This is a genomic window from Neptuniibacter sp. QD29_5 (genome assembly GCF_047778125.1).
Taxonomy (GTDB): Bacteria; Pseudomonadota; Gammaproteobacteria; order Pseudomonadales; family Balneatricaceae; genus Neptuniibacter.
The window spans coordinates 3,057,266-3,079,159 of record NZ_CP180556.1 but is presented as its reverse complement, the minus strand read 5'-3'; the positions used below and the strand labels follow the sequence as shown (position 1 = coordinate 3,079,159).

Sequence of the window (21,894 nt, the reverse complement as noted above, 5' to 3'; positions counted from 1 at the left end):
AACGTTGATTCATAGATAAAGTTTTGCGACAGGAAAGTATTTGATGTCCAAGCAATACAACGCTGGTTCCATAGAAGTTCTTAGTGGCCTAGACCCGGTTAGACGTCGTCCGGGGATGTACACGGAAACGGATCGTCCAAACCATTTGGCGCAAGAGGTCATCGATAACTCGGTGGATGAGGCGCTTGCCGGTCATGCTAAACAGATTGATGTGGTACTGAATAAAGATCAGTCCTTAAGCGTGACCGATGATGGTCGAGGCATGCCTGTGGATATCCACCCGGAGCAGGGTGTCAGCGGGGTTGAATTGATCCTGTGTAAACTGCATGCGGGTGGTAAGTTTAACAACGATAACTACAACTATTCCGGTGGTTTACACGGTGTTGGTGTATCGGTTGTAAATGCCTTATCTAAGTTGTTAGAAGTACAAGTACGTCGCGACAGCCAGGTTTATCGTATTGGCTTTGCCGACGGCGAAAAAGTATCTGACCTAGAAGTGATTGATACTTGCGGTAAGCGCAACACTGGTACCACGGTACGTTTCCTGCCTGATCCTCAATACTTCGATACCCATAAATTCAGTGTTTCACGTCTAAAGCATAATCTACGTGCTAAGGCGGTTCTGTGCCCTGGCTTAAAGGTGACCTTTACCGATCTGACCGGTGCTAAGCGTGAGAAGGAAGAGTGGTATTACGAAGATGGCTTGGTTGATTACCTAAAAGGCACAACTCAGGTCTTTGAAGTGCTGCCAGCTGAACCATTCTCTGGTTCTTTACAGGGCGAACTAGACGCAGTCGAATGGGCCGTGCAATGGCTACCGGAAGGTGGCGAGATGACCTGCGAAAGTTATGTGAACCTTATCCCTACGGCCCAAGGCGGTACCCATGTAAACGGTTTGCGTACAGGTTTGCTTGAAGCGATGCGTGAGTTCTGTGAATTCCGTAACTTGCTACCTCGCGGAGTTAAGCTGACTGCGGATGATGTTTGGGATAAATGTTGTTACGTCCTTTCTGCAAAAATGCAGGATCCGCAGTTCGCCGGTCAAACCAAAGAACGTTTGTCTTCCCGTGAAATCGCGGCCTTCATCTCCGGTACGATTAAAGATGCATTCTCTCTATGGCTAAACCGCCATGTCGAGGAGGGTGAGCAGCTTGCAGAAGTCGTTATCTCGAACGCTCAACGCCGTATGCGTTCCAATAAAAAGGTTGTGCGCAAAAAGGTTACGCAAGGACCAGCATTGCCGGGTAAATTAGCAGACTGCTCCGGTGGTGATGCCATGCAATCCGAATTGTTCTTGGTAGAGGGTGACTCTGCGGGTGGTTCTGCTAAACAAGCACGTGAGCGTGAGTTTCAGGCGATCATGCCTTTGCGCGGTAAGATTCTGAATACATGGGAAGTTGATCCAAGCGAAGTTTTAGGTTCACAAGAGATTCATGATATCTCGGTAGCGATTGGTGTGGAGCCTGCTTCAGAAAACTTCGATGGTCTGCGTTACGGCAAGATCTGTATTCTGGCCGATGCGGACTCCGACGGTCTACATATCGCAACGCTTCTGTGTGCATTGTTCGTACGTCACTTTAAACCGCTAGTTACTGCGGGTCACGTGTATGTGGCTATGCCGCCACTGTATCGAATCGATGTCGCGAAAGAGGTGTTTTACGCACTGGATGACGCCGAGAAAGATGGCATTATCGAGCGTATCAAGGCTGATCGTAAGAATGCCAAAATTGGTGTACAGCGCTTCAAGGGTTTGGGTGAGATGAACCCACTTCAGCTACGTGAGACAACCATGTCACCGGATACTCGCCGTCTTGTTCAGCTTACGGTAGAACCGGGTGATGGCACGAACGAAGTGATGGATATGTTGTTAGCTAAGAAACGCTCAGGTGACCGAAAAGACTGGTTGCAGAGCAAAGGTAACTTGGCAGACGTTTAGACGTTGAAAGTAGCATGAATTTTCTCTGTGATTAGTCACTGTAGGCAGAGAAACAGGATAGTTTTTACAGCTGGTTGCTAGGTTTGTGTTACAGCAGCGAGTTGAGCTTATTACGAGTGTAATGTGAATTATGACGGTACAAACAACCTTCGAAGATGGCACTGAACGCCTCGCGTTAAAAGATTTTACCGAGAAAGCGTATCTGGATTACTCCATGTACGTAATTTTGGATCGTGCCCTGCCTCATGTAGGTGACGGCATGAAGCCGGTTCAGCGTCGGATCATTTATGCGATGTCTGAACTTGGTCTAAAAGCGTCAGCAAAATACAAGAAGTCAGCACGTACTGTGGGTGATGTGTTAGGTAAATTCCACCCGCATGGTGACTCAGCTTGTTATGAAGCGATGGTATTGATGGCTCAGCCTTTCAGTTATCGCTATCCGTTGGTTGATGGTCAGGGTAACTGGGGTTCTCCTGATGACCCTAAATCCTTCGCTGCCATGCGTTATACCGAATCCCGTTTAGCGCGTTATGCCGAAGTTTTACTGTCTGAAATCAGCCAAGGTACGGTTGATTGGGTACCTAACTTCGATGGCACTATGCGTGAGCCAGCGATTCTGCCAGCGCGTTTACCAAATGTGTTGTTGAATGGCACGACAGGTATTGCCGTAGGTATGGCGACTGACATTCTGCCGCACAACCTGCGTGAAGTGGCTAAAGCCTGTGTTCACTTGCTAGATAACCCGCGTGCAGATCTGGACGAGATTACCGAGATCGTTCCCGGCCCAGATATGCCAACCGATGCGGAGATCATCACTTCCCGTCGAGAACTGAAGAAGGTTTACGAAACAGGTCGTGGCTCGGTGCGTATGCGTGCTGTATACACGAAAGAACAGGGTGAGATCGTTATCACGGCTCTGCCGCATCAGGTTTCTGGCGCTAAAATTTTAGAACAGATCGCCGCTCAGATGCAGCAGAAAAAGCTGCCTATGGTAAGTGATCTACGTGATGAATCCGATCACGAAAACCCAACTCGCCTAGTAATTATCCCTCGCTCGAATCGTGTTGATATCGAGCAACTGATGGCCCATCTATTTGCATCGACTGATCTAGAACGCACTTACCGTGTGAATATGAACATGATCGGTGTGGACGGTAAGCCGCAAGTTAAAGACCTTCGCCAGATTTTGGTCGAATGGCTGAGCTGGCGTACAGAGATTGTACGTAAGCGCTTAAACCACCGCTTGTCTAAGGTTTTGGATCGCCTGCACATTCTTGAAGGTTTGATGGTCGCGTATCTCAATATTGATGAGGTTATTGCGATTATCCGTCATGAGGAAGATCCCAAAGCAGAGCTGGTTAAACGCTTTGGTCTGACTGAGATCCAAGCAGATGCGATTCTTGATCTTAAACTACGTCACTTGGCTAAACTGGAAGAGTTCAAAATCCAGTCCGAGCAGAACGAGTTGGAAGAAGAGCGTAAGAAGCTGGAAGGTATTCTAGGTTCTGACGCTAAGATGCGTAAGCTGATTAAGAAAGAGATTCAAGACGCTGCTGAAGAGTATGGCGATGATCGTCGCTCGCCAATAGTAGAGCGTGAAGAAGCGCAGGCGTTCAGTGAGAAAGACCTTCTGTCTTCTGACCCTGTAACCGTCGTGATCTCTAAGCAGGGCTGGATTCGTGCTGCGAAAGGTCATGATATTGATGCCGAGGGCCTCAATTACAAATCCGGTGATGCCTTTAAGTTAAGTTGTAAGGGCCGAACTAACCAACCGACCCTTTTATTAGATACCTCGGGTCGAAGTTTCACTATCGAGACCCATAATCTACCGTCAGCACGTGGACAAGGTGAACCGGTAACAGGGCGTATCACGCTACCAAAAGGGTCTACTGTCGATGCTGCAATTGCGGGTAAGGATAACGACCAAGTCCTGATGGCTTCAGATGCGGGTTATGGTTTTATCGCTAAGATCTCTGATCTTACTAGTAAGACTAAAAACGGTAAAGCGGCATTAACGCTGCCTAAAAACGCTCAGATCTTACAGCCAATCACTATGAGTTCAGTCGAAGATTCTCTTCTGGCTGCAGTGACAAATGAAGGACGCTTATTGGTCTTCCCAGTATCTGAACTTCCACAATTGGCGCGTGGTAAAGGGAACAAGATTATCAATATCCCGTCAGCTAGGGCGTCAGCTAGAGAGGAATTGGTAACGGCGTTGGCTGTTCTTGCTCCGGAAGATACTCTGCTTGTTCATGCGGGTCGCCAACACTTGAAACTTAAGCCTGCTGATATCGAGCACTATAGAGGTGAACGAGGTCGTCGAGGTAATAAGCTACCAAGAGGCTATCAACGTGTAGATAGTCTGGAAGTGAATAACAGTACGCAAGAACAACCTCAAGGCGAGGAGTAAAGCTTACTTAACCTAGATGCCAGTAGCGGTAACCAGCTGTTAATCCAGCAAAATTCAGAGTAGCTTATTAGAATTGTGCTTCGCAGTAAGTCTAATAGGCTACAGCTTGACCCTATAAACGAACGGACTATCATATACACCTACATTTAAGACGGTTTTTTTGGTCGGCCATATAGGTGCTATACGTCATGGAAGGACGTTTATTACGTAAGCGATTTAGTCGTCGCATTACGATTTTAGCTGTTTCTCTGTCCATCGTTATCTTACTGATGGGAGGGCTTCTCTTGTTCCTATCCTCGGGGGTAAGGGATGCCTGGACAGCGTATAGTTATACTTCAGAAAACCGTACAACTGCTCTGTCAGAGCTGCATCGTTCCATTGGGTACGGTGGTTTTATCCACAACTTCAAAAACTATGTTTTACGCCAAGAGCAAGGTTTGCTTGAACACTTACGTGGCGATATAGAAAAATTTTCTCAAGTTATTTCCCATTATTCTTCGTTGGATCTCAATGGTAAAGAGAGCCAAGCACTGTTAGTTATCCAACAGACGCTTCAGATGTATAAAGATAATCTTCATGTCGCTCAGATGGCAGTGCAAAGGGGAGCGCCGACTCAACAGATAGATAGGCAGGTGCGTATTGATGATGCTCCTGCATTGGCTGCTTTAGCGGTACTTCAGCAAGAAAATAACCGTTTTCATGAAGCAGTTACTCGCGATATGAACAAGCAGATTACTAACCTAATTAATGCGCTTCTCATAGGTTTGTTAGCGATGCCTTTTGTGGTGCTTGCTGCCTATCATTATCACGATGTTATGAATCGCTTCGTCCAATTGATTGCTGAAAAACGTGAGGTCGAAAAAGCGCTGGTTAATTCAGCCGCTGAAGTTGAAGAAGCACAGCAGCAAAGGCGTGCGATGGCTTATGAAGCGCATCATTGCGAATTAACCCGTGTCCCGAACCGCAAAGCCTTTATGACCACTGGGCATGAGATTATGCAGAATGCAGCTGCTCGCGAACAGTGTTTAACAGTGCTGTTTGTAGATGTCGATGATTTTAAAACGATCAATGACACCTATGGTCACGAAATCGGCGATAAAGTGTTGGTGGAGGTTGCTTCTCGTCTCAGTTTTGCGTTGCGAGAAGGGGACTTTGTTGCACGTATTGGTGGGGATGAGTTTGCCATGATCATTCAATGTAATGATTCTGCTACTTGTGCTCTAGGTTTGGCCGAAAGATTGCTGGATGTTATGAATGAGAGCTATAGCGATATTGCTGAAGATCTAGAGGTTAGCTGTTCGGTCGGTGGTGCTAATTGTCCACAAGATGGTCAGGATCTTGACACGCTGGTACGCGTGGCTGATGAGCGTATGTATCGGGTTAAAAAAAGCGGGAAGAATGGAGTTTTCCTGCAGGAATGTTAATTAAATTCATTAATTACGTCGTTAATAGGCATGGGTTTGTAGAAGTAATAGCCCTGAAATACCTCACAACCTAGATCATCAAGGATCTGCTTTTGTTCTTGGGTTTCAACGCCCTCAGCAACAATGGTTATTCCCATTTTATGAGCAATATCGATAATCCCTTGAAGCAGTAATCGAGCATCTTTGTCCTCGACAATATCATCGATAAAACTCTTATCTATTTTAAGCTCGTCGATAGGTAGATCTTTCAACAAACTTAAAGAGGAATAACCCGTACCAAAGTCATCTAAAGATACGGATATCCCCTCTGCTTTAAACTGGTTGATCATGCCTAACACGTAATCTAAATCTTGGATAAACAGACTTTCTGTAATCTCAATTTTAAGCCTGCTTTTATTGATTTGGGATTGATCAGCTTGCTCTGAAAAGTACTCAAAAAAGCCATCGGAGAAAAACTGCTTGATAGAAACGTTAATTGATATTGAGCAATCGCTTGAGGTTAATTTTCCAGCCTCATCTAAAGATTTACGAATGATATAGCGTCCAAGTTCTGGCATAAGGCCAGAATTTTCTGCGATGGGTATGAAGCGGTTGGGTGGAATAGGGCCAAATTCCTTACTATGCCAGCGCACCAGAGACTCTAGGCCGCTTAATAATCCTTCTGAAGAAACTTGAGGCTGAAAAACGACGTAAATTTCCTCATTCTTAATCGCGTCCCTAAGTTTGGTTTCCAGTGAGAGGTCATCTAGATAGCGCTTCTTTAGTTCCTCATGGAAAACTGTGTAGCAATTTTTATTATGTTTAGCTTCATACAAGGCAAAGTCCGAGAGCCTTTTAACCTCTTCAAATGAACTAGCATCGGTTGGGCAGTGAGATATACCAATACTGGCACTTAAAATTAAACGATTGCCACTCATTAGATAGGGCTTAGATATTTCTTCTAAAATATCTTCGGCTAAGCGCTCTGCTTCAAAGCTTGAGAGATTGAAGGCTACGACTACAAACTCGTCACCGCTGTATCTCGCAACAAGGCATTCTCTATCCTGAGTGTTTAGTTTGAGTCTTCTCGTGATTTCAATCAGAACCTGATCGCCATAATCGTGGCCGAAGTTATCATTGGCTGATTTAAAATTATCCATATCGACAAACAGTAGGTGGTAACTGTTTTGCTCTTCTAACTTTGAAAAGTAGTTGTCCAGAAAATAGCGGTTAGGCAGATTGGTTAAGAAGTCGTGTGTCGCTCTATAAGTTAACAGTTCTTCTTTCTTCTTCTCATTATTACTGATCACTCTAAAGAGCCAGTAAATAACGGCGTAAGCAAAAAAGAAGACCAAAGATAGATTGGTGGCAGCTTGGAAAAACTTCTGTCGAATAACTTGGGTGTCTCGTTCTACACCGACCCAAAGCTGAAACTCTTTGATATAGAAATTCGACATCATCGATTGAGAGTCATCGTTGAACTTACCGGTGACATGGGTCGTAACGATTTGCTTCTCTTTAATGGTTTCAAAGCTGATATTGTAGGCCTTTTCGACATAATCGATGCTTTCTTGGACTTTGCCTTCAGAAAACTGATGTTCATATACGGCTGGATTGTTGATGAGACGTTTAGGTGCTACTTGGAAATAACGATCCCGATCTCGATAGATAAACACACTGTAATCAGCACTATGCTCATTAGTGTTAGAAAAGAACGGCAGACCTTTCTCAATATTAATGGTGAGAGACACGATGAATAGCGGTTTGCCGTTGGCATCTCTAATTGTTTTACGAATCGGGATGATTAGAGCGTTTTCCCAGTAACTAAAATAGGTCCGTCCAATAACGGCTGCATTACTGTCTAAGGTGAGGTTAAATGATTCTTTTGCTTTTGGGTTTTTCAGCAGGTTAAGTGAAGATTCGCGTTTATCTTGAGAGAGAGAGTTTGTAACAAGGATATTGCCATCAAGATCTATCTGAAAGAAGTTATGAGTCGTGTGAGAAGCAATATATAACTTATCTATCTCCTGAATCGATTTCTCTCGATCCAGATACTTATCTTCGTGTAACAGCTCCTGACCAAGAATATCTAACAGCGTTTCATATTGCCTGAGAGTGGCTTCAACTGAGTTAGAGGTGATGCGAGTCAGATTTTCTTGCTCTAATCTCACATCTTCCCGGATAGACTCGTGAGTCTTCGTAAGAATGAAAATAAACGCAGCAAAACCTGCCAAAAGGAAGACGTAAAACGCAAGCCAGATGTTATTTCTTATAAACAGCATAGAGCTTCACTCAATCTCAGAGAGTTTAAGCAATATGAGAATAAGACAGCAATACGGGGAAACGTGTGTTTATCATCGGAAGTACCTTTGCTAATTACATCATATAGCGTAGTCAAAGCTGAGCTCCTTGTAAGGAGGGCTAGCTTCCTTGCGACGATCGAAAGATTATCGGCGGGGCCAAAATCCAATTTTTAGTTCAGTTATACAGCTTTGCCTAACGTAAACTCCTCTTATTATATAATCAGTTTTGAATGTAATGGTCTCTATATTTGGTAGTAGATTCATGGCTCTTTGTAGGGAGCTCAATTGCACATAGAGTGCTTTGTGGCATATGTAATAACAATTTATAAATTCTGCATCGATTAAGGTTTGTGCACGCTTAATTGATGGTTTTATTCTTATTCAGGGTCTTTGCAAGAATATCGATAAAGCTTCTGATCTTGCTACTGGCATGGCGGCCCTCTCTATGAACTATGTGCACAGGCATTGCTGGTGGTTCATAGTTCTCCAGAACAGTTTTAAGTTCGCCATGGTTGAGTTCATCTTCAACTTGGTACGACAAAGTATGGATAATGCCTAAATGTAGCTTTGCTGCATTGATCGCTGATTGATTGGTGGAAACCGTTAATCGTGGCTTTAAGCGTAAATTCTGCTGCTTTCCTTCGAAATCAAATTTCCAATCTTGCACCATACTACTGCTATTGGTCATGATAATTGAATGTTGCTTCAGGTCTTCTGGGAATTGAGGAATACCTGATTTTTCTAGATATTGTGACGAAGCAAGCCAGTGCATACGCACAGTGCCAACACGTTTTGCATGCATGTTTGAGTCAGGAAGGTGACCAATACGTATACCGACATCAAACCCTTCTTCCATCAAGTTAACCACGCGGTCTAGAAATACGGCATCTACCTCTGTTTCTGGGTAGTTATTCAGGTATTCTGCAATGCTAGGCATTACATATTTTTGTCCAAAAAGAACGGGAGCTGTAACCGATAAGTGGCCTTTGGGTTCGCTATTGATTCCTATTGCAGACTCATTTGCTCTTTCTAGCTCTTGAAGAATTCTCTGTGCATCTTGGAGATAGCGCTGGCCCGCGTCAGTGGTTCGTACATGTCGAGTGGTTCTGGTTAGCAATTTAATGCCGAGTTTTTCTTCCAGAGCAGAGACAGCACGGGTTACAGCTGGAGGGGAGATATTCAATCGGCGACTAGCGGCAGCGAATCCTTGTTCCTCTGCAACAGCAACAAATACATTCATCAAATGAAACTGATCCACTGTTCTTATGCCCTCCGAGTTATATTATTCCATTTTACGTAATAGTCATTTGCTTTTGCTGAGTATTCTTTAATTTATCGTTGCTTGTCAAACTAGTCCTACAACTTAACCAAACGGCCAAATACAGAGGCCGGTCATTAGTTTGAGGAATTAGATATGAGCCGTATTAACTTAGTAACAAACGAACAAGCAAATGAAGAGCAACAAGCACTGTATGCCGCGATTGAAGGGCAGCTTGGGATGGTGCCAAACTTTCTTAAGGTATTTGCCAATTCTCCAGCGGCACTACGTGCATTCTTAGGTTTGCATGGGATTGCAAATGAAGGAAGCCTAGATCTTCGTACTCGTGAACGTATTGCCCTAGGGCTTGCCGAACAGAATGCCTGTGAATATTGCGTATCAGCACATACTGCAATTGGTCGTAAAGCTGGCCTGTCTAGTTCAGAAATTGAAGCAAACCGTTCCGGCAGTAGTCAGGATGCCAAAGCGGCTGTTGCCGTGAAGTTCGCACGCTCCTTAGCAGAGAATAATGGTGCTGTTACTACAGCCGAACTGCTCGAAGTACGAAATGCCGGCTACAACGATGCAGAAATCGTCGAAATTATTACCCATGTTGGAATGAACGTTTTAACCAATATTTTGGGTAAAGCGAGTCGCGTAGAAATAGATTTCCCCAAAGTAGAGCTGCAGCAAGCTTCATAAGTAGTCTGCCTTTGCGGGCCTTAAAGGCCCGTTCTTTTCTGCTAAATCCTAAAATAAGGGTATTTGACGATGGCACATAAATACGCACAAATCGCATTCACTGAGACTGTTCGCCAAGTTCAATCAGAGCAGAATAGTCGTGCTGGTTACGCTCGTATGGATGAGGGTGAGGATTATAATTATCTGCTGTCGGAATACGAAGCCGAGTTTATTGCCGAGCGTGATAGTTTTTACATGGCCAGTGTCGGTGAAACCGGTTGGCCCTATGTGCAGCATCGAGGTGGCCCTAAAGGCTTTATGCAGGTTTTAGATGCATCAACGCTAGGCTTCGCTGATTTTAGTGGCAATCGTCAATACGTCAGTACTGGTAATTTTCGTACCAACAATAGGGTATCTATCTTCTTTATGGATTATCCCAATAAGCGTCGTTTAAAGCTTATGGGAAGAGTCGAGCTGGTAAAGGATGATGATTGGGAAACACAGGCCAAACTTGAGGTAGCGGGGTATAGAGCCGAGATTGAGCGTACCTTTATCATCAAAATAGAAGCATTCGACTGGAATTGCCCACAACATATCACTCCCCGTTTTACAGGAGCTGAAATGGAGCAACTTATCGCACCTGTGATCGAGGAGAACGTTCGCCTTAAAGCTCAGTCAGACAAAGCGCAGCCCACATATCCACAATCGTTGGGGGATGGTCCTATAACGTTAACGATTTCAGGTATAAGGCAGCTAACCCCAAGAGTACGCGCTTATGAATTGCGTCATCCACAAGGTTTGGAGCTGCCTCAATTTGAAGCCGGTGCGCATTTGCAAATACCTGTACAGCTAGAGGATGGTAGTTTAACCACGCGCCATTACTCGATCTGTTCTAACCCAGCACGACGAGATATATACGAAATTGCTGTGTTGTATGAAGAGCAGGGGCAAGGTGGGTCCGTTGCAGTACATCAATACTTCAATCTGGGTATGACGTTGAAGTGCCAGCCACCGCAAAATTATTTCAAGCTTCATGAAGATACACGTCCAACAATCCTCATCGCAGGGGGAATTGGCATTACTCCCATTAAGGCCATGGCGCAAAAGCTCCGCGATCAAGGCAGGAAATTTGAACTTCACTATGCTGGTCGTAGTCAACTTGAGATGGCGTTCTTTGATCGTTTACAGCGGGAGTTTGTTGGTAATGGTTTTTTTTATCGGGGAGATGCGAACGAGCGTATAGATCTACATCAGATTTTATCTGCCAAAGCACCTGATGCAGTGGTTTACGCGTGCGGTCCTCAGAAGTTACTCACAGGCTTGAAGCAGCAGGCTCAGTTATTAGAGGTTGATCCACAACAGATCCAACTTGAACAGTTTGTTGCAAGCAAACAAGCGCATGATGGCTCTATATCACTAGAACTCGCGCGAAGTGGCAAAGTAGTCGAAGTATCTGCAGAACAAACTTTGCTAGACGCTATTATTGGAAGTGGAATTGATATTCCCAATAGCTGTAAAAGTGGCGTGTGTAAAAGCTGTGCGGTCACTGTGCTTGATGGAGAGCCTGATCATAGAGATCAATGCCTCACCCAGAACGAACAGCAAGTTCAAAAACAGATTTGCCCCTGTGTATCACGTAGCTTCGGTGATTCACTGGTGCTAGATATATAAAAAGAGTAGTAAGTCAGATGGTCACACGAATCAATGAAGATTTTGAACAACGCGTAGTTATTCTTCCTGAAGATTACCATTGGGTTGATTCGCCCATGGCAGGTGTCGAGCGCATGATGTTAGACCGTATTGGTGATGAATCTGCCCGAGCGACCTCGATTGTCCGTTATGCACCTTTTAGTGAATTCTCACCGCATGTTCATAGCGGTGGGGAAGAGTTCTTTGTGCTTGAAGGTGTGTTTTCTGACGAACACCAAGATTATCCCCAAGGGAGTTACGTTCGAAACCCTATTGGCACTTCCCACACCCCGAAGATCGGCAAAGAGGGTGCGATCATCTTTGTAAAGCTACAGCAGTTTAACGAAGCTGATAAAGAACAAAAGGCGATTGATACGACTAAGGAGCCTTGGCTCCAAGGCTTGGTCGATGGTTTAACCGTTATGCCTCTGCATGAATTTGAGGGCGAGCATGTCGCCTTGGTGAAGTGGGCGCCGAATACGCAGTTTAACCCCCATCGTCATTTTGGCGGTGAGGAGATACTGGTACTTGAAGGCACGTTCTACGATGAGCATGGTATCTACCCAAAAGGTTCCTGGTTGCGTAGTCCTCATTTGAGTGAGCATCATCCCTATACCAAAGACGATGGCGCATTAATCTATGTGAAAACGGGACACCTGTAACAACACTGCCAACAAGTATTTCTGTCGAACAAAAATTATTTGCTAAAAAACAAAACGCTATTGCTAATCATTATCATTACTGATAGTCTAGGTCCCGCTCATAAGTGATAGGCAATGGACGACCTCACCATTAACATTGCTGAACAGTTCTACCTGCTCGCTCTTAGGCAGGTAGAACTTCTCCCACCTTAAGCACCAATACAATCAGCAGACACTGCTGAAGTCACAAAGAGCATAAACAGCTAAGTCTTTTCTTACTGGAGGAGAGGAAGTTATGCACTCAATCAAAGATCGTGAATCGTACAAAACACTTCTGCACCTTGCGGATAAGCTATCCCACAGTAGCTCATCCAATAGTGATTGGTTGGCAAAGCAGCACAAAGATATTTACGACTTTTTAAAACACGCTGAAGAAAGATAGAAGGAGAGGTTTATGGGTTCTTTGATTAATCCCTCAATTTTTAAAGCTGTGTACGACAAGATTGTGACTGAAGGTCAGCAATCGAGTAGTGGCTTCTTTCTTCGTGGTGTCTATGCGGCAGGCCAAGGTAAAAAGCATTTAGAGTTGAAGGATTGTTTTTCACGTATCCGCGTCGTGAATGGCGAAGTGGTCGCGACCGAGTTCTCGAACAATACTCAGCGTGTCAGATTTCTGAATAAAGTTCGCAAGCTCTATTGTGGCGAACAACCCTCGCAATAGTCTCTTTCTTCCTATTAAAAAGATCGATAAAACAGATCTCCTCCTTGTGGTCCCTATCCAAAAGGCTTAGGTCAGCAACGCCTATAAACTTTGAATTTGTGTCCCTTTTTGGCGCTACGCTATGTAAAAACGCGCATTCGTGAGTAAGTTTCCTACAGCTATCTCAGACCCCTTGTCTTTTTACCGGACTCCTTTACTCAAAAGATGGTGCTTTATTGCTCTAAAGACCAGTATTTACTTTTGTCTTAAAGCGTTACCCTAGCCCCGCTCAAAAATGTGTGCATTGCAGCATTTTTAGCATAGGCATGAATACACGCCATGCTAGTAGCTGGTTGGACTTAACGTTGGTCTACTCGAATTTGGTCATTTTTTGACGCTCTTTCTCGTGACGATGGGTCAAGCCCTGCAAGTTGCTAGGCAGAAATCACATAAGAATTGTCAATTCTTATGTGATTTCGGCGGGTATTTTGAAACCCGTAACCTGATCCAGACACAACAATTTTAAAATCGGATTCTGACCATGAACCTGTCGATGTTTTTTCCACAGATCAACAGCGCAAGCTTACGCTTTGTGTTGGCTGTTGTTGGTCTCTTACTGCTCCCTCTTACTGCTTTTGCGGAAACCGGCGGAGCGACCGCTAACGTTCCGGAACTGAGCGCCTCTTTCTATGGCTATCTAAGTATCGCCATCTTTATTTTGGCCTACTCACTGGTTCCGCTGGAAAACAATATTCATCTGCTTAAAAGTAAGCCGGTTCTGGTGGCTGCGGGTCTGATCTGGATTCTAGTAGCGCTAGCATTTAAGGAAATTGGTGCCACAGAACAGGCGCACCATGCGATTAAACATGCGATTATCGAATACGCAGAGCTATTCCTATTCCTGCTAGTAGCGATGACCTACATTAACGCGCTTGAAGATCGTAATGTATTCCAAGCGCTGCGTGCTTATCTGGTATCCCGTGGTTACTCTCTACGTAAGGTTTTCTGGGTTACCGGCGCACTAGCATTTGTTATCTCTCCGATTGCGGATAACTTAACGACTGCACTTCTGATGGGTGCGGTTGTAATGGCTGTAGGTGGTTCGAATATCCGTTTTGTATCGATTGCATGTATCAACGTAGTCGTTGCGGCAAACGCTGGTGGTGCATTCTCCCCATTCGGCGATATCACAACACTGATGGTTTGGCAGAAGGGTAAAGTAGAGTTCCTAGAGTTCCTACCGCTGTTTATCCCATCGCTAGTTAACTGGTTTGTGCCTGCCATTATCATGAACTTCGCTATTCCTAATGAGATCCCAGAAGCGTCTCAGGAAAAGTCCTTCATGAAACGTGGTGCTAAAGTGATGATGGTGCTATTCCTAGCGACTATCGTAACTGCAGTAAGCTTCCACAGCTTCCTACACCTTCCACCTGCGGCTGGCATGATGTTTGGTCTAGGTTACCTAGGTATGTACTCTTTCTACCTGAAAAAGGTTGAAGGTCGTACGGTGATGGCTGACTCGATCTTTGGTGGTCGTAGCGATGCGCACCAGAACCCATTGAGCGTTCTACAGGCATACGGTAAAGACATCGGTGAGCATCTAAATGATCAGCCTTATCCGGCATTTATGATCGATAAAGAGAAAAACGTTACCCATTGGAACACTGCACTAGAAGAGCTAACGGGTATCAAAGCTGAAGAAATGATCGGCACTAAAAACCACTGGAAAGGCTTCTACAAAGATCAGCGCCCAACTTTGGCTGATGCTGTCCTAGAAGACGAATCAGGTGCAGGCGTACGTCAGCATTATCAAAATAAGTATCGTGACAACCCAATGGGCGGTAAGTCTTACGATGCCGCTAACTACTTCGACAATATCGGTAACTCCGGCGCGTACCTAATGTTCAGTGCTGCTCCTGTTGTTGATGAAAACGGTGAAACAGTGGGTGCTGTGGAACTGTTTGAAGATATGACTGAGAAGCGTGAAGAAGTTAAAGAATTCGACGTGATGGAACGTGTATCACGTGCCGAGTGGGATACTTTGCTGTTTTTCTACGGCGTAATCTTATGTGTAGCTGGTTTGAGCCAGTTCGGTTACATGGCGATCGTTTCTGAGCTTATGTACAACGACCTTGGCCCAACATGGGCGAATGGTTTGGTAGGTGTGCTATCGGCGATTGTAGATAACATTCCGGTGATGTTCGCGGTATTAACCATGGACCCAGCGATGTCGCTAGGCCAATGGCAGCTTGTAACCCTAACAGCGGGTGTGGGCGGTAGTATGCTTGCGATCGGTTCAGCTGCAGGTGTTGCACTACTAGGTACAGCGCGTGGCGTATATACCTTTGCATCTCACCTTAAATGGACGCCAGCTATTGCCCTAGGTTATGTGGCAAGTATCGGCGTACACCTACTGATTAACGGTGTTTGATTGCACTCAGTGGCTAGTAGCTAGAACGCTTCGCTGCTAGTGGCTAGAAAAAGAAAGGCCTGCTCAATGAGCAGGCCTTTTTTGTTTGGCTTCTTCCTAATTCATAAAAAGAGGGCTCCATCCCGCTTTCTACCGCTTTCTACCGCTTTCTACCGCTTTCTACCGCTTTCTACCGCTTTCTACTGATCTGTCACTATTCATATTCTATTGGCTGTGCCTTGGGGATTAAGAGGAGGTAGGTAGGATCGGAGGTCGTAAAATCAACCTACCTATCGGAAAGCAGATATCACGTGGCGCACTCAACAGGTACAAGCAGTAAAGATAATCTAGTCGGCAGTCTGTGGATGATCGCTGCCATGGCTGCGTTTGCGATTGAAGATGCGCTAGTAAAGGATGCCGCGCAAACTCTGCCGGTGGGGCAGGTGCTTGCTCTGTTTGGTTTAGGTGGCATGTTTCTATTTGCCACCATGCTTAAATTCAACCGCGAGCCTTTGTTTATCAAAGACGTCGTTTCTTTGCCTATGCGTATTCGCATTGTCTTTGAAGTAATCGGGCGGCTGTTTTACGTACTCGCAATAGCCTTTATTCCGTTATCTACTGCCACTGTGATACTGCAAGCCACTCCGCTTGTGGTTGTGACGGGCGCTGTGCTTTTTCTAGGTGAAAAGGTAAGCCCCGTTAGGTGGATAGCCATATTTATTGGGTTATTGGGCGTTATTTTAATCGTACAGCCGGGTGCTGATGGTTTCTCTCAGCTCTCATTATTAGCGGTAATAGGCATGATCGGTTTTGCTGGCAGAGACCTAGCAAGCCGTATGGCTCCGCCAACTATAGGCACCGCAAGGTTAGGCTTTTATGGCTTTCTCTCCGTCCTGATCTCTGGGCTTATCTATTCAAGCTGGGCGGGCGAAGTTTATAGATTGCCAACGCAGTTCGAGCTGGTGTCGATTGTGATAGCTACGCTAGCGGGTGTGATAGCCTATTCCTGTTTAATGAAAGCGATGCGCACCGGTGAAGTGTCTGCGGTGACGCCGTTTAGATATACCCGCTTACTGTTTGGCTGCTCGCTTGGACTGTTGTTCTTTGGTGAAGAATTCACTACTTCGATGTTGATTGGTTCAGCGTTGATCGTATCTTCGGGGCTGTTTATTGGGTGGCGGGGGAAGAAGGTTGTTAAGGAAATAGAAGCTAGTAGCTAGAACGCTTTGCTGCTAGTGGTTAGAAAAAGAAAAGGCCCGCTCAATGAGCGGGCCTTTTCTTTGGAATTCGTGGTACCAGCGGCCGGACTCGAACCGGCACGCTCTTGCGAGCAAGGGATTTTGAATCAAATAGTACGTGGTATATCTCAGTAGATTTCAGTGGATAGTGAAGGAAAGTTTAAACAGCTTTACTGTAGTTTCTTAGATTCTATTTGAGAGTGCTATATCGTTATGCGCACAGAATCCGCACAGGTTTTTTTATTTTAATGGACAGGACATACCGGGTTTGGTTGATTTACGATATGCCCTGTCAGCTTATTCACTTGCAAGCTTCTGTAGATAATTCAATAGATCCATCTGTTGCTGTAAGGTCAACTTTCCGATCATCGCTGGCATCGGTTCGTTCATTCGGACCTCGCCGAGGTGGTGTCTTCTCATGATATCGCCGCTGTGCATCTGTTCAGGGCCCATTTTCGAGCCAGGGTGGCCGTTACGGATTTTATGTAATACCTCCCACGGATTCCTTCGGGCCAGAGGGCCCAGATATTCAGGCTTCAGGTTTGATCCGAAGTTAAGGTCTTCTCCTTCATCTCCATGGCATCGGCTGCAGTATTCTCCGTATAGCACTTGTCCGTTGATTGCATCACCGTCGGCTTTTTTGCTATTAAGACCGATGGTGTTCGACATGTCTATCTGTCCTTCACTGATGAAGGTAGCAATTAGGTTTAGAGCATGTTTGTTCAGAAAGCGGTCATATTGATGGGTTGTATCGGTTAATAATGCGCCAATCTGAGCTGGGTCTTTTCCCTTATAAGCAGTAACTCCCTTAATGCCGGTATAGTGGCTTCCTGTCCCATACGCCCCTTCTATACCAGCATAATCCCAACCATGGCACTCTTTACAGCGCCAAGTGGTAGCTCCAGACTTTTTAGCTGTAGCTGGGTAGGCTGGATGTGTTGTTGATGGCGCGGCAAGATCTAGTTCTGCCCACCACTTGTCGTAAAGCCGCCCCCCAATTGCAGCAGGATTTTCTCGCGTGATGGATTGTTCGCTACAACAATCTGCCAAGGATGGCATGCTAAGTAAAAGCAGCACAGGTATGAGTATATAGGTTCGTAGATTAGGGCGATTAGACATTACCTTAACTCCTTAAGTTCGGTCTAGAGGAGTATAGTCTCTCTTTTGATAAAGCCGGATTATAAGTATCAAGGGAGGGAGTGTTACTAGATTTGCTGATTTGTTTAGTATCCGATTGTACTGGAACTCGTATCCGGATCGTTATGCCTTTGAAGATTAGAGGCTTAGGGTAAAAGTGCTGCTACCTGTTTTTATTGCTGTGCCCTTTTCTGGCTCGCGGCCACCTAAAAAAAGTATGGGTGTAAGCCTATCGATTGGTAATTGCACTTCTCTAGGTCTATTTTTAGTTTGTCTCTTAAGTGGATAGAGATCAATAAGATGCTTTGTCATGAGGAAGCAGTTATGGAATTCATTACCAAAGGCGATACGATTAAATGTGTTCGTCAGATCAAAGACAAAGTTTCAGGTAAGGAAAACCACATCACAGTGGCCTCATTCAATGCTCAAGTTGACCGTCTTCCCCCCCATGTTGCTGCAGAACTCTTCACTGAGGAGGTAAAAGAGCTAGTGTTATGGCTAGAGGATCGTACTAAATTACAATCCCAATTAGCGAGACAATCCATAGATGACACCATTCTAGAATCACTCCCCTTTATACTCAGGCAAGCAACCCAAGCACTTGAAAATTTGGAACGGTTGGACTTGATGCTCTATCGTTCAATCAATGAAGGGCTGTCTGACCTATCTGAAGTGCTCGATAAAACTGAGCGTTTTACTTCTACTCACAAAGTTGGTTCGATGAAGATGCAGAATAGTGAGGAGCAAAAAGAAAGGTTGTATACAATCAAGAAGGATATCGAAGAAAACGAATGATACCCATTCTTAAATGTGTCGCTGATTATAGCTATTAGGGTAAAGTTCCTATAGCGCATTTCCTCAGTTGCTTGAAGGTTGAATGTGCTCCAGAGCGAAATTAGGTTTCATTGGTCAAGGCCTTTATCTAATAACAGACCAAATTGCTGGATATGCCAGCAATGACAGCATCAGCATAATAGTATGTATCGCAGAATTCGGCAGAAGAAATTACTGTAATGAATACAAAGTGATGGTCAGTTTTACTTGAGCTCTGGAGTATCCGGTAAAAAGTTCGGTTTTGATTCAGTTAGCCGAGATACGAACAAACGTTTCAGAGATACTTTCTTCTTCGTAATGTTTGTGAAGGTAACTCTGCATTTCAGTGGTAGAAAGTAGAGTGGTTATACGTTTCCACGTTTGTCGTTTTCGGTCAGTACATTCAAGGGAAGGTTTGTAACATGCCCATAAGTCATTTTCTTGCCTAGGGAAGCGAGATACGCACAAGGCATCATTAATATATTCTAACATGGTGAGTTATTCCTTTAACTTCAGTAGAGCCATTATTGCCCAAGCAATTAACAATTTGCTTGTCTGGCTTTCATAAATAAGCATTCTTCCGCAGTTAGTGATCTTTGGCTGCAGTACAGAATAGAGTTTATAAATTCAGAGGGAATAGGGGGTAACAGAAGTTGTGTTTATGGAAGAGCATGGCGTGTAGCCATGCTCTAAATAGAGTTAAACTATTTCGGTTTATATAGCGCGGATATTCTCTGCTTGTGGGCCTTTTTGGCCTTGTGTTACCGAGAATTCAACTTGTTGGCCTTCCTGAAGACTTTTAAAACCTTCACCAGTAATAGCGCTGAAGTGTGCAAAAACATCAGGACCAGATTGTTGCTCGATGAAGCCGAAGCCTTTTTCATCGTTGAACCATTTAACTGTGCCAGTAATTGTATTAGACATAATTTTTATCCTATTTTCGGAAATAAATGAGCCGCCTGAGTTCAGGCAGATAAATGCAGGAATGTTTACGGTGTACTTATGAAAACAGGACGAGGAATTGAGAAAACTTCGAAATGACGTGCATAAATAGGAGATAAAGCATCAAGCTGGTTAAATAATATACAGCTTCCTATTGTAGGTCAATTTTTTATTTTGGGTATATCCTAAAAGCTGTAGCAATGAGTCTAATGCTAGGTAACAACAGAGGGTGGCTTTAAAGAGCCTCCTTGGTGGCAGTTGAGTAACTGTAAGGCTATCCATCAATCACTCCCTTTCAGAAAATAGGCTAGGCTAAAGACAGCCTTCGCCATGTGGAAAACGAAATAATGATTCAGACCCTGAATGACCCTTATCTCATGGAGGAGATTGTAGACACTATTCCAGATCCTTTGTTGGTTCTCGATGGTGATTTGCGGGTTGTGTATGCGAGTAAAAATTTTTATAAGTCGTTTTATGTCACTGAAGAAGAAACTGTTGATCAATACTTATATGCATTAGGCAATGGACAATGGAACATCGCAGACCTTATCGGTCTCCTGAATGAAATATTACCAAGCCAACAGTGCGTAGAGGGGTACGAGATTCAGCATGAGTTTTCCCATATCGGGAAGAAAGTGATGCGTTTGAACGCCAGAAGGGTTGTATCTCCCAATTATTCAACTCCCAGAATACTACTTGTAATAGAAGATATTACAGAGAAGAAGGCCTTAGAAGAAAAGCTGGTAGAGATGGCAACAACAGACCAGTTAACAGGTCTTTACAATAGGTATAAGTTTAACGAGATTTTAGATGACCGTATTCGATTATCTAAGCGTAGCCAGCAAACAGTGGCGTTACTGAGTATTGATTTAGATTTATTTAAGGTAGTGAATGACCGTTATGGGCATCAAGTTGGTGATGAACTTCTTAAGTCAGTGGCACACAAAATTTGTACTCACATCAGAACCACCGACACACCAGCTAGATTGGGGGGAGATGAATTTGCCATCATCGTTTTTAATCCACATAGTCTTGATGAACTAAAGGTTCTGATTCAGCGGATAATTGATCATATTTCCACCCCTGTTGTGCTTCAGGGGAAAGAAGTCGTGGTTGGGGCCTGTATTGGGGTTAGTCTTGCCCCGATACATACTACGGATAAGGAAGAATTGATTAAATTTTCTGATGGAGCGCTGTACAAGGCTAAGGAAAAAGGTACTAACCAATTTCTGATATACGACGAAGCTGTGTGGTAAGTATCAGGGGAGCAGCTAATTGATCACAATAGCTTCATTCATTATATTGCAATCATCGCTTAAAAAAGACAGATCTAACTCTGCAGCAGTTCACTTCAGAAACGGTGTCGATCCTTTAAGTAATATTTGATTGCAACGACCCAAGAAGACAGCAGGATCAGTATCGCCAGCTTGTCATACTTACGCATGAACTTCTCTGAAATTACTGCCTCCAAGGCTTTAAATTGCCCCTGTAACTCGAAGTTGGATATTAATATGCTACCAACGATGGCTACCCCAATAGAACACACCATACCGGCTATAAGTACTCGCTGAATGCGTTTAGACATGATGACAATGTACAGAATGTCTGCCAACCAATTAGGCATAAAGAGGGCTCCTGTCCTGACTCAGTTGAGTATCAGACTCTGATTCAGAAGCTTCTAAGCCCCAGACATCCGCAATGTCTAAACAGTCCCAGCCATCAGCCTGACTATACATCCAGAATCGCTTGCACTTGCTGCATCTGAAGATACTACTGTCGGGAATGCTGCTGATTAGGGAAAGGCATTGAGCAAGTCTTCTGTGCTTGTTAAGTGGGTGGTTACAATCACAATCTTTAATGTCTTCCATGACAAATTCTCCATCTTGCTAGGTACGAATATCATAACGGATAAGTACCCATATAGATCTAGGTATTTTTCTGATTTTAATCAATGGGTTTCAGTTAATGCGATTGATAGATAGCTATGTAAATTGAATCAGAATAGGATCATTCTTTTCCTTCAGTACTGAGGATTTAAACGGATGACCAGCTTGCCCAGACAACGTAGTAATTATCTTCTCTAGAGATACGAATTCACGAGTGTGAAGACCACCTCCATCGGTATCCGAAATTTGTAAGTAGTTCTTTTTCTCTTCAATCTGGCGGGCAAACTGGAAGTAGATCTTTCCTGTCGATTTAGGGCTTAGCTTGTCAGCAACACCTCGTTCAATCAGGATTTTGTAATTCTCATCAGGGTTGCTGGTCTCTCTTCTCTGCTTAAGCTTTATAGCGTTGTCAGCAGATTGCATAGATTTTTGCGGGGACATAATAAT

19 protein-coding genes are annotated in these 21,894 nt (G+C 44.4%); 12 read left to right on the top strand and 7 right to left on the bottom strand.

Annotated features, from left to right (window positions below; all coding sequences use genetic code 11):
- Positions 1-43 precede the first annotated feature (43 nt).
- The 3 genes from parE to ACMXYR_RS14620 all read left to right on the top strand — a co-directional run bounded on the left by parE (position 44) and on the right by ACMXYR_RS14620 (position 5,770).
- On the top strand, positions 44-1,936 hold the full coding sequence (gene parE / locus ACMXYR_RS14630) for a DNA topoisomerase IV subunit B (RefSeq protein WP_415902153.1): 1,893 nt from the start codon (positions 44-46) through the stop codon (positions 1,934-1,936).
- A 130-nt stretch (positions 1,937-2,066) separates the two neighbouring features.
- Positions 2,067-4,346, top strand: coding sequence for a DNA topoisomerase IV subunit A (parC, locus tag ACMXYR_RS14625; RefSeq protein WP_415902152.1), 2,280 nt, complete (start codon positions 2,067-2,069; stop codon positions 4,344-4,346).
- Between the two features lie 188 nt (positions 4,347-4,534).
- Entirely contained in the window at positions 4,535-5,770 is a 1,236-nt protein-coding gene (locus tag ACMXYR_RS14620; protein WP_415902151.1) for a GGDEF domain-containing protein, read from the top strand.
- On the opposite strand, the gene ACMXYR_RS14615 is transcribed toward ACMXYR_RS14620, so the two are convergent.
- On the bottom strand, positions 5,767-8,031 hold the full coding sequence (locus ACMXYR_RS14615) for an EAL domain-containing protein (RefSeq protein ID WP_415902150.1): 2,265 nt from the start codon (positions 8,029-8,031) through the stop codon (positions 5,767-5,769). The two genes, ACMXYR_RS14620 and ACMXYR_RS14615, sit on opposite strands and share 4 nt — an antisense overlap.
- Before the next feature lie 379 nt (positions 8,032-8,410).
- Complete coding sequence (locus ACMXYR_RS14610) at positions 8,411-9,310, bottom strand: LysR substrate-binding domain-containing protein (RefSeq protein WP_415902149.1); 900 nt, start codon at positions 9,308-9,310, stop codon at positions 8,411-8,413.
- Between the two features lie 156 nt (positions 9,311-9,466).
- Here ACMXYR_RS14610 and ACMXYR_RS14605 point away from each other — a divergent pair, with 156 nt between their 5' ends.
- The 7 genes from ACMXYR_RS14605 to ACMXYR_RS14575 all read left to right on the top strand — a co-directional run bounded on the left by ACMXYR_RS14605 (position 9,467) and on the right by ACMXYR_RS14575 (position 16,651).
- A complete protein-coding gene (locus tag ACMXYR_RS14605) occupies positions 9,467-10,012 on the top strand; it encodes a carboxymuconolactone decarboxylase family protein (RefSeq protein ID WP_415902148.1) in 546 nt (181 codons plus the stop codon).
- Positions 10,013-10,081: 69 nt separating this feature from the next.
- Entirely contained in the window at positions 10,082-11,662 is a 1,581-nt protein-coding gene (locus ACMXYR_RS14600) for a pyridoxamine 5'-phosphate oxidase family protein (protein WP_415902147.1), read from the top strand.
- Between the two features lie 17 nt (positions 11,663-11,679).
- Complete coding sequence (locus tag ACMXYR_RS14595) at positions 11,680-12,342, top strand: cupin domain-containing protein (RefSeq protein WP_415902146.1); 663 nt, start codon at positions 11,680-11,682, stop codon at positions 12,340-12,342.
- 274 nt (positions 12,343-12,616) lie between these two features.
- Positions 12,617-12,763, top strand: coding sequence for a hypothetical protein (locus tag ACMXYR_RS14590; protein WP_415902145.1), 147 nt, complete (start codon positions 12,617-12,619; stop codon positions 12,761-12,763).
- Positions 12,764-12,775: 12 nt separating this feature from the next.
- Positions 12,776-13,042 carry a hypothetical protein gene (locus tag ACMXYR_RS14585; RefSeq protein WP_415902144.1) on the top strand — a complete coding sequence of 89 codons (267 nt, stop codon included), beginning with the start codon at positions 12,776-12,778 and terminating at the stop codon, positions 13,040-13,042.
- Positions 13,043-13,562: 520 nt separating this feature from the next.
- Entirely contained in the window at positions 13,563-15,452 is a 1,890-nt protein-coding gene (gene nhaD / locus ACMXYR_RS14580) for a sodium:proton antiporter NhaD (RefSeq protein WP_415902143.1), read from the top strand.
- A 290-nt stretch (positions 15,453-15,742) separates the two neighbouring features.
- Positions 15,743-16,651 (top strand): DMT family transporter, encoded by a 909-nt coding sequence (locus tag ACMXYR_RS14575; RefSeq protein WP_415902142.1) that lies wholly within the window; start codon positions 15,743-15,745, stop codon positions 16,649-16,651.
- A 315-nt stretch (positions 16,652-16,966) separates the two neighbouring features.
- Here ACMXYR_RS14575 and ACMXYR_RS14570 read toward each other — a convergent pair whose 3' ends face one another.
- Positions 16,967-17,788 carry a c-type cytochrome gene (locus ACMXYR_RS14570; protein WP_415902141.1) on the bottom strand — a complete coding sequence of 274 codons (822 nt, stop codon included), beginning with the start codon at positions 17,786-17,788 and terminating at the stop codon, positions 16,967-16,969.
- Between the two features lie 342 nt (positions 17,789-18,130).
- Here ACMXYR_RS14570 and ACMXYR_RS14565 point away from each other — a divergent pair, with 342 nt between their 5' ends.
- Complete coding sequence (locus ACMXYR_RS14565) at positions 18,131-18,601, top strand: hypothetical protein (RefSeq protein ID WP_415899315.1); 471 nt, start codon at positions 18,131-18,133, stop codon at positions 18,599-18,601.
- A 285-nt stretch (positions 18,602-18,886) separates the two neighbouring features.
- Here ACMXYR_RS14565 and ACMXYR_RS14560 read toward each other — a convergent pair whose 3' ends face one another.
- Positions 18,887-19,111 (bottom strand): hypothetical protein, encoded by a 225-nt coding sequence (locus ACMXYR_RS14560; RefSeq protein ID WP_415882525.1) that lies wholly within the window; start codon positions 19,109-19,111, stop codon positions 18,887-18,889.
- A gap of 222 nt (positions 19,112-19,333) precedes the next feature.
- Positions 19,334-19,543 carry a cold-shock protein gene (locus tag ACMXYR_RS14555; protein ID WP_415882524.1) on the bottom strand — a complete coding sequence of 70 codons (210 nt, stop codon included), beginning with the start codon at positions 19,541-19,543 and terminating at the stop codon, positions 19,334-19,336.
- A gap of 365 nt (positions 19,544-19,908) precedes the next feature.
- Here ACMXYR_RS14555 and ACMXYR_RS14550 point away from each other — a divergent pair, with 365 nt between their 5' ends.
- Positions 19,909-20,817 carry a diguanylate cyclase gene (locus ACMXYR_RS14550; RefSeq protein ID WP_415899314.1) on the top strand — a complete coding sequence of 303 codons (909 nt, stop codon included), beginning with the start codon at positions 19,909-19,911 and terminating at the stop codon, positions 20,815-20,817.
- 95 nt (positions 20,818-20,912) lie between these two features.
- On the opposite strand, the gene ACMXYR_RS14545 is transcribed toward ACMXYR_RS14550, so the two are convergent.
- Positions 20,913-21,185 (bottom strand): hypothetical protein, encoded by a 273-nt coding sequence (locus tag ACMXYR_RS14545; RefSeq protein ID WP_415899313.1) that lies wholly within the window; start codon positions 21,183-21,185, stop codon positions 20,913-20,915.
- Between the two features lie 358 nt (positions 21,186-21,543).
- Entirely contained in the window at positions 21,544-21,888 is a 345-nt protein-coding gene (locus ACMXYR_RS14540; protein WP_415902140.1) for a hypothetical protein, read from the bottom strand.
- Between the last annotated feature and the right edge of the window lie 6 nt (positions 21,889-21,894).

Excerpts from the sequence above, each read along its gene's own strand:
- ACMXYR_RS14540 (WP_415902140.1), bottom strand. The coding sequence starts at position 21,888 with ATGTCCCCGCAAAAATCTATGCAATCTGCTGACAACGCTATAAAGCTT.
- ACMXYR_RS14545 (WP_415899313.1), bottom strand. The coding sequence starts at position 21,185 with ATGCCTAATTGGTTGGCAGACATTCTGTACATTGTCATCATGTCTAAA.
- ACMXYR_RS14570 (WP_415902141.1), bottom strand. The coding sequence starts at position 17,788 with ATGTCTAATCGCCCTAATCTACGAACCTATATACTCATACCTGTGCTG.
- ACMXYR_RS14560 (WP_415882525.1), bottom strand. The coding sequence starts at position 19,111 with ATGTTAGAATATATTAATGATGCCTTGTGCGTATCTCGCTTCCCTAGG.
- nhaD (WP_415902143.1), top strand. The coding sequence starts at position 13,563 with ATGAACCTGTCGATGTTTTTTCCACAGATCAACAGCGCAAGCTTACGC.
- ACMXYR_RS14550 (WP_415899314.1), top strand. The coding sequence starts at position 19,909 with ATGATTCAGACCCTGAATGACCCTTATCTCATGGAGGAGATTGTAGAC.
- ACMXYR_RS14600 (WP_415902147.1), top strand. The coding sequence starts at position 10,082 with ATGGCACATAAATACGCACAAATCGCATTCACTGAGACTGTTCGCCAA.
- parC (WP_415902152.1), top strand. The coding sequence starts at position 2,067 with ATGACGGTACAAACAACCTTCGAAGATGGCACTGAACGCCTCGCGTTA.
- ACMXYR_RS14620 (WP_415902151.1), top strand. The coding sequence starts at position 4,535 with ATGGAAGGACGTTTATTACGTAAGCGATTTAGTCGTCGCATTACGATT.
- parE (WP_415902153.1), top strand. The coding sequence starts at position 44 with ATGTCCAAGCAATACAACGCTGGTTCCATAGAAGTTCTTAGTGGCCTA.
- ACMXYR_RS14565 (WP_415899315.1), top strand. The coding sequence starts at position 18,131 with ATGGAATTCATTACCAAAGGCGATACGATTAAATGTGTTCGTCAGATC.
- ACMXYR_RS14585 (WP_415902144.1), top strand. The coding sequence starts at position 12,776 with ATGGGTTCTTTGATTAATCCCTCAATTTTTAAAGCTGTGTACGACAAG.
- ACMXYR_RS14595 (WP_415902146.1), top strand. The coding sequence starts at position 11,680 with ATGGTCACACGAATCAATGAAGATTTTGAACAACGCGTAGTTATTCTT.
- ACMXYR_RS14615 (WP_415902150.1), bottom strand. The coding sequence starts at position 8,031 with ATGCTGTTTATAAGAAATAACATCTGGCTTGCGTTTTACGTCTTCCTT.
- ACMXYR_RS14555 (WP_415882524.1), bottom strand. The coding sequence starts at position 19,543 with ATGTCTAATACAATTACTGGCACAGTTAAATGGTTCAACGATGAAAAA.
- ACMXYR_RS14590 (WP_415902145.1), top strand. The coding sequence starts at position 12,617 with ATGCACTCAATCAAAGATCGTGAATCGTACAAAACACTTCTGCACCTT.
- ACMXYR_RS14605 (WP_415902148.1), top strand. The coding sequence starts at position 9,467 with ATGAGCCGTATTAACTTAGTAACAAACGAACAAGCAAATGAAGAGCAA.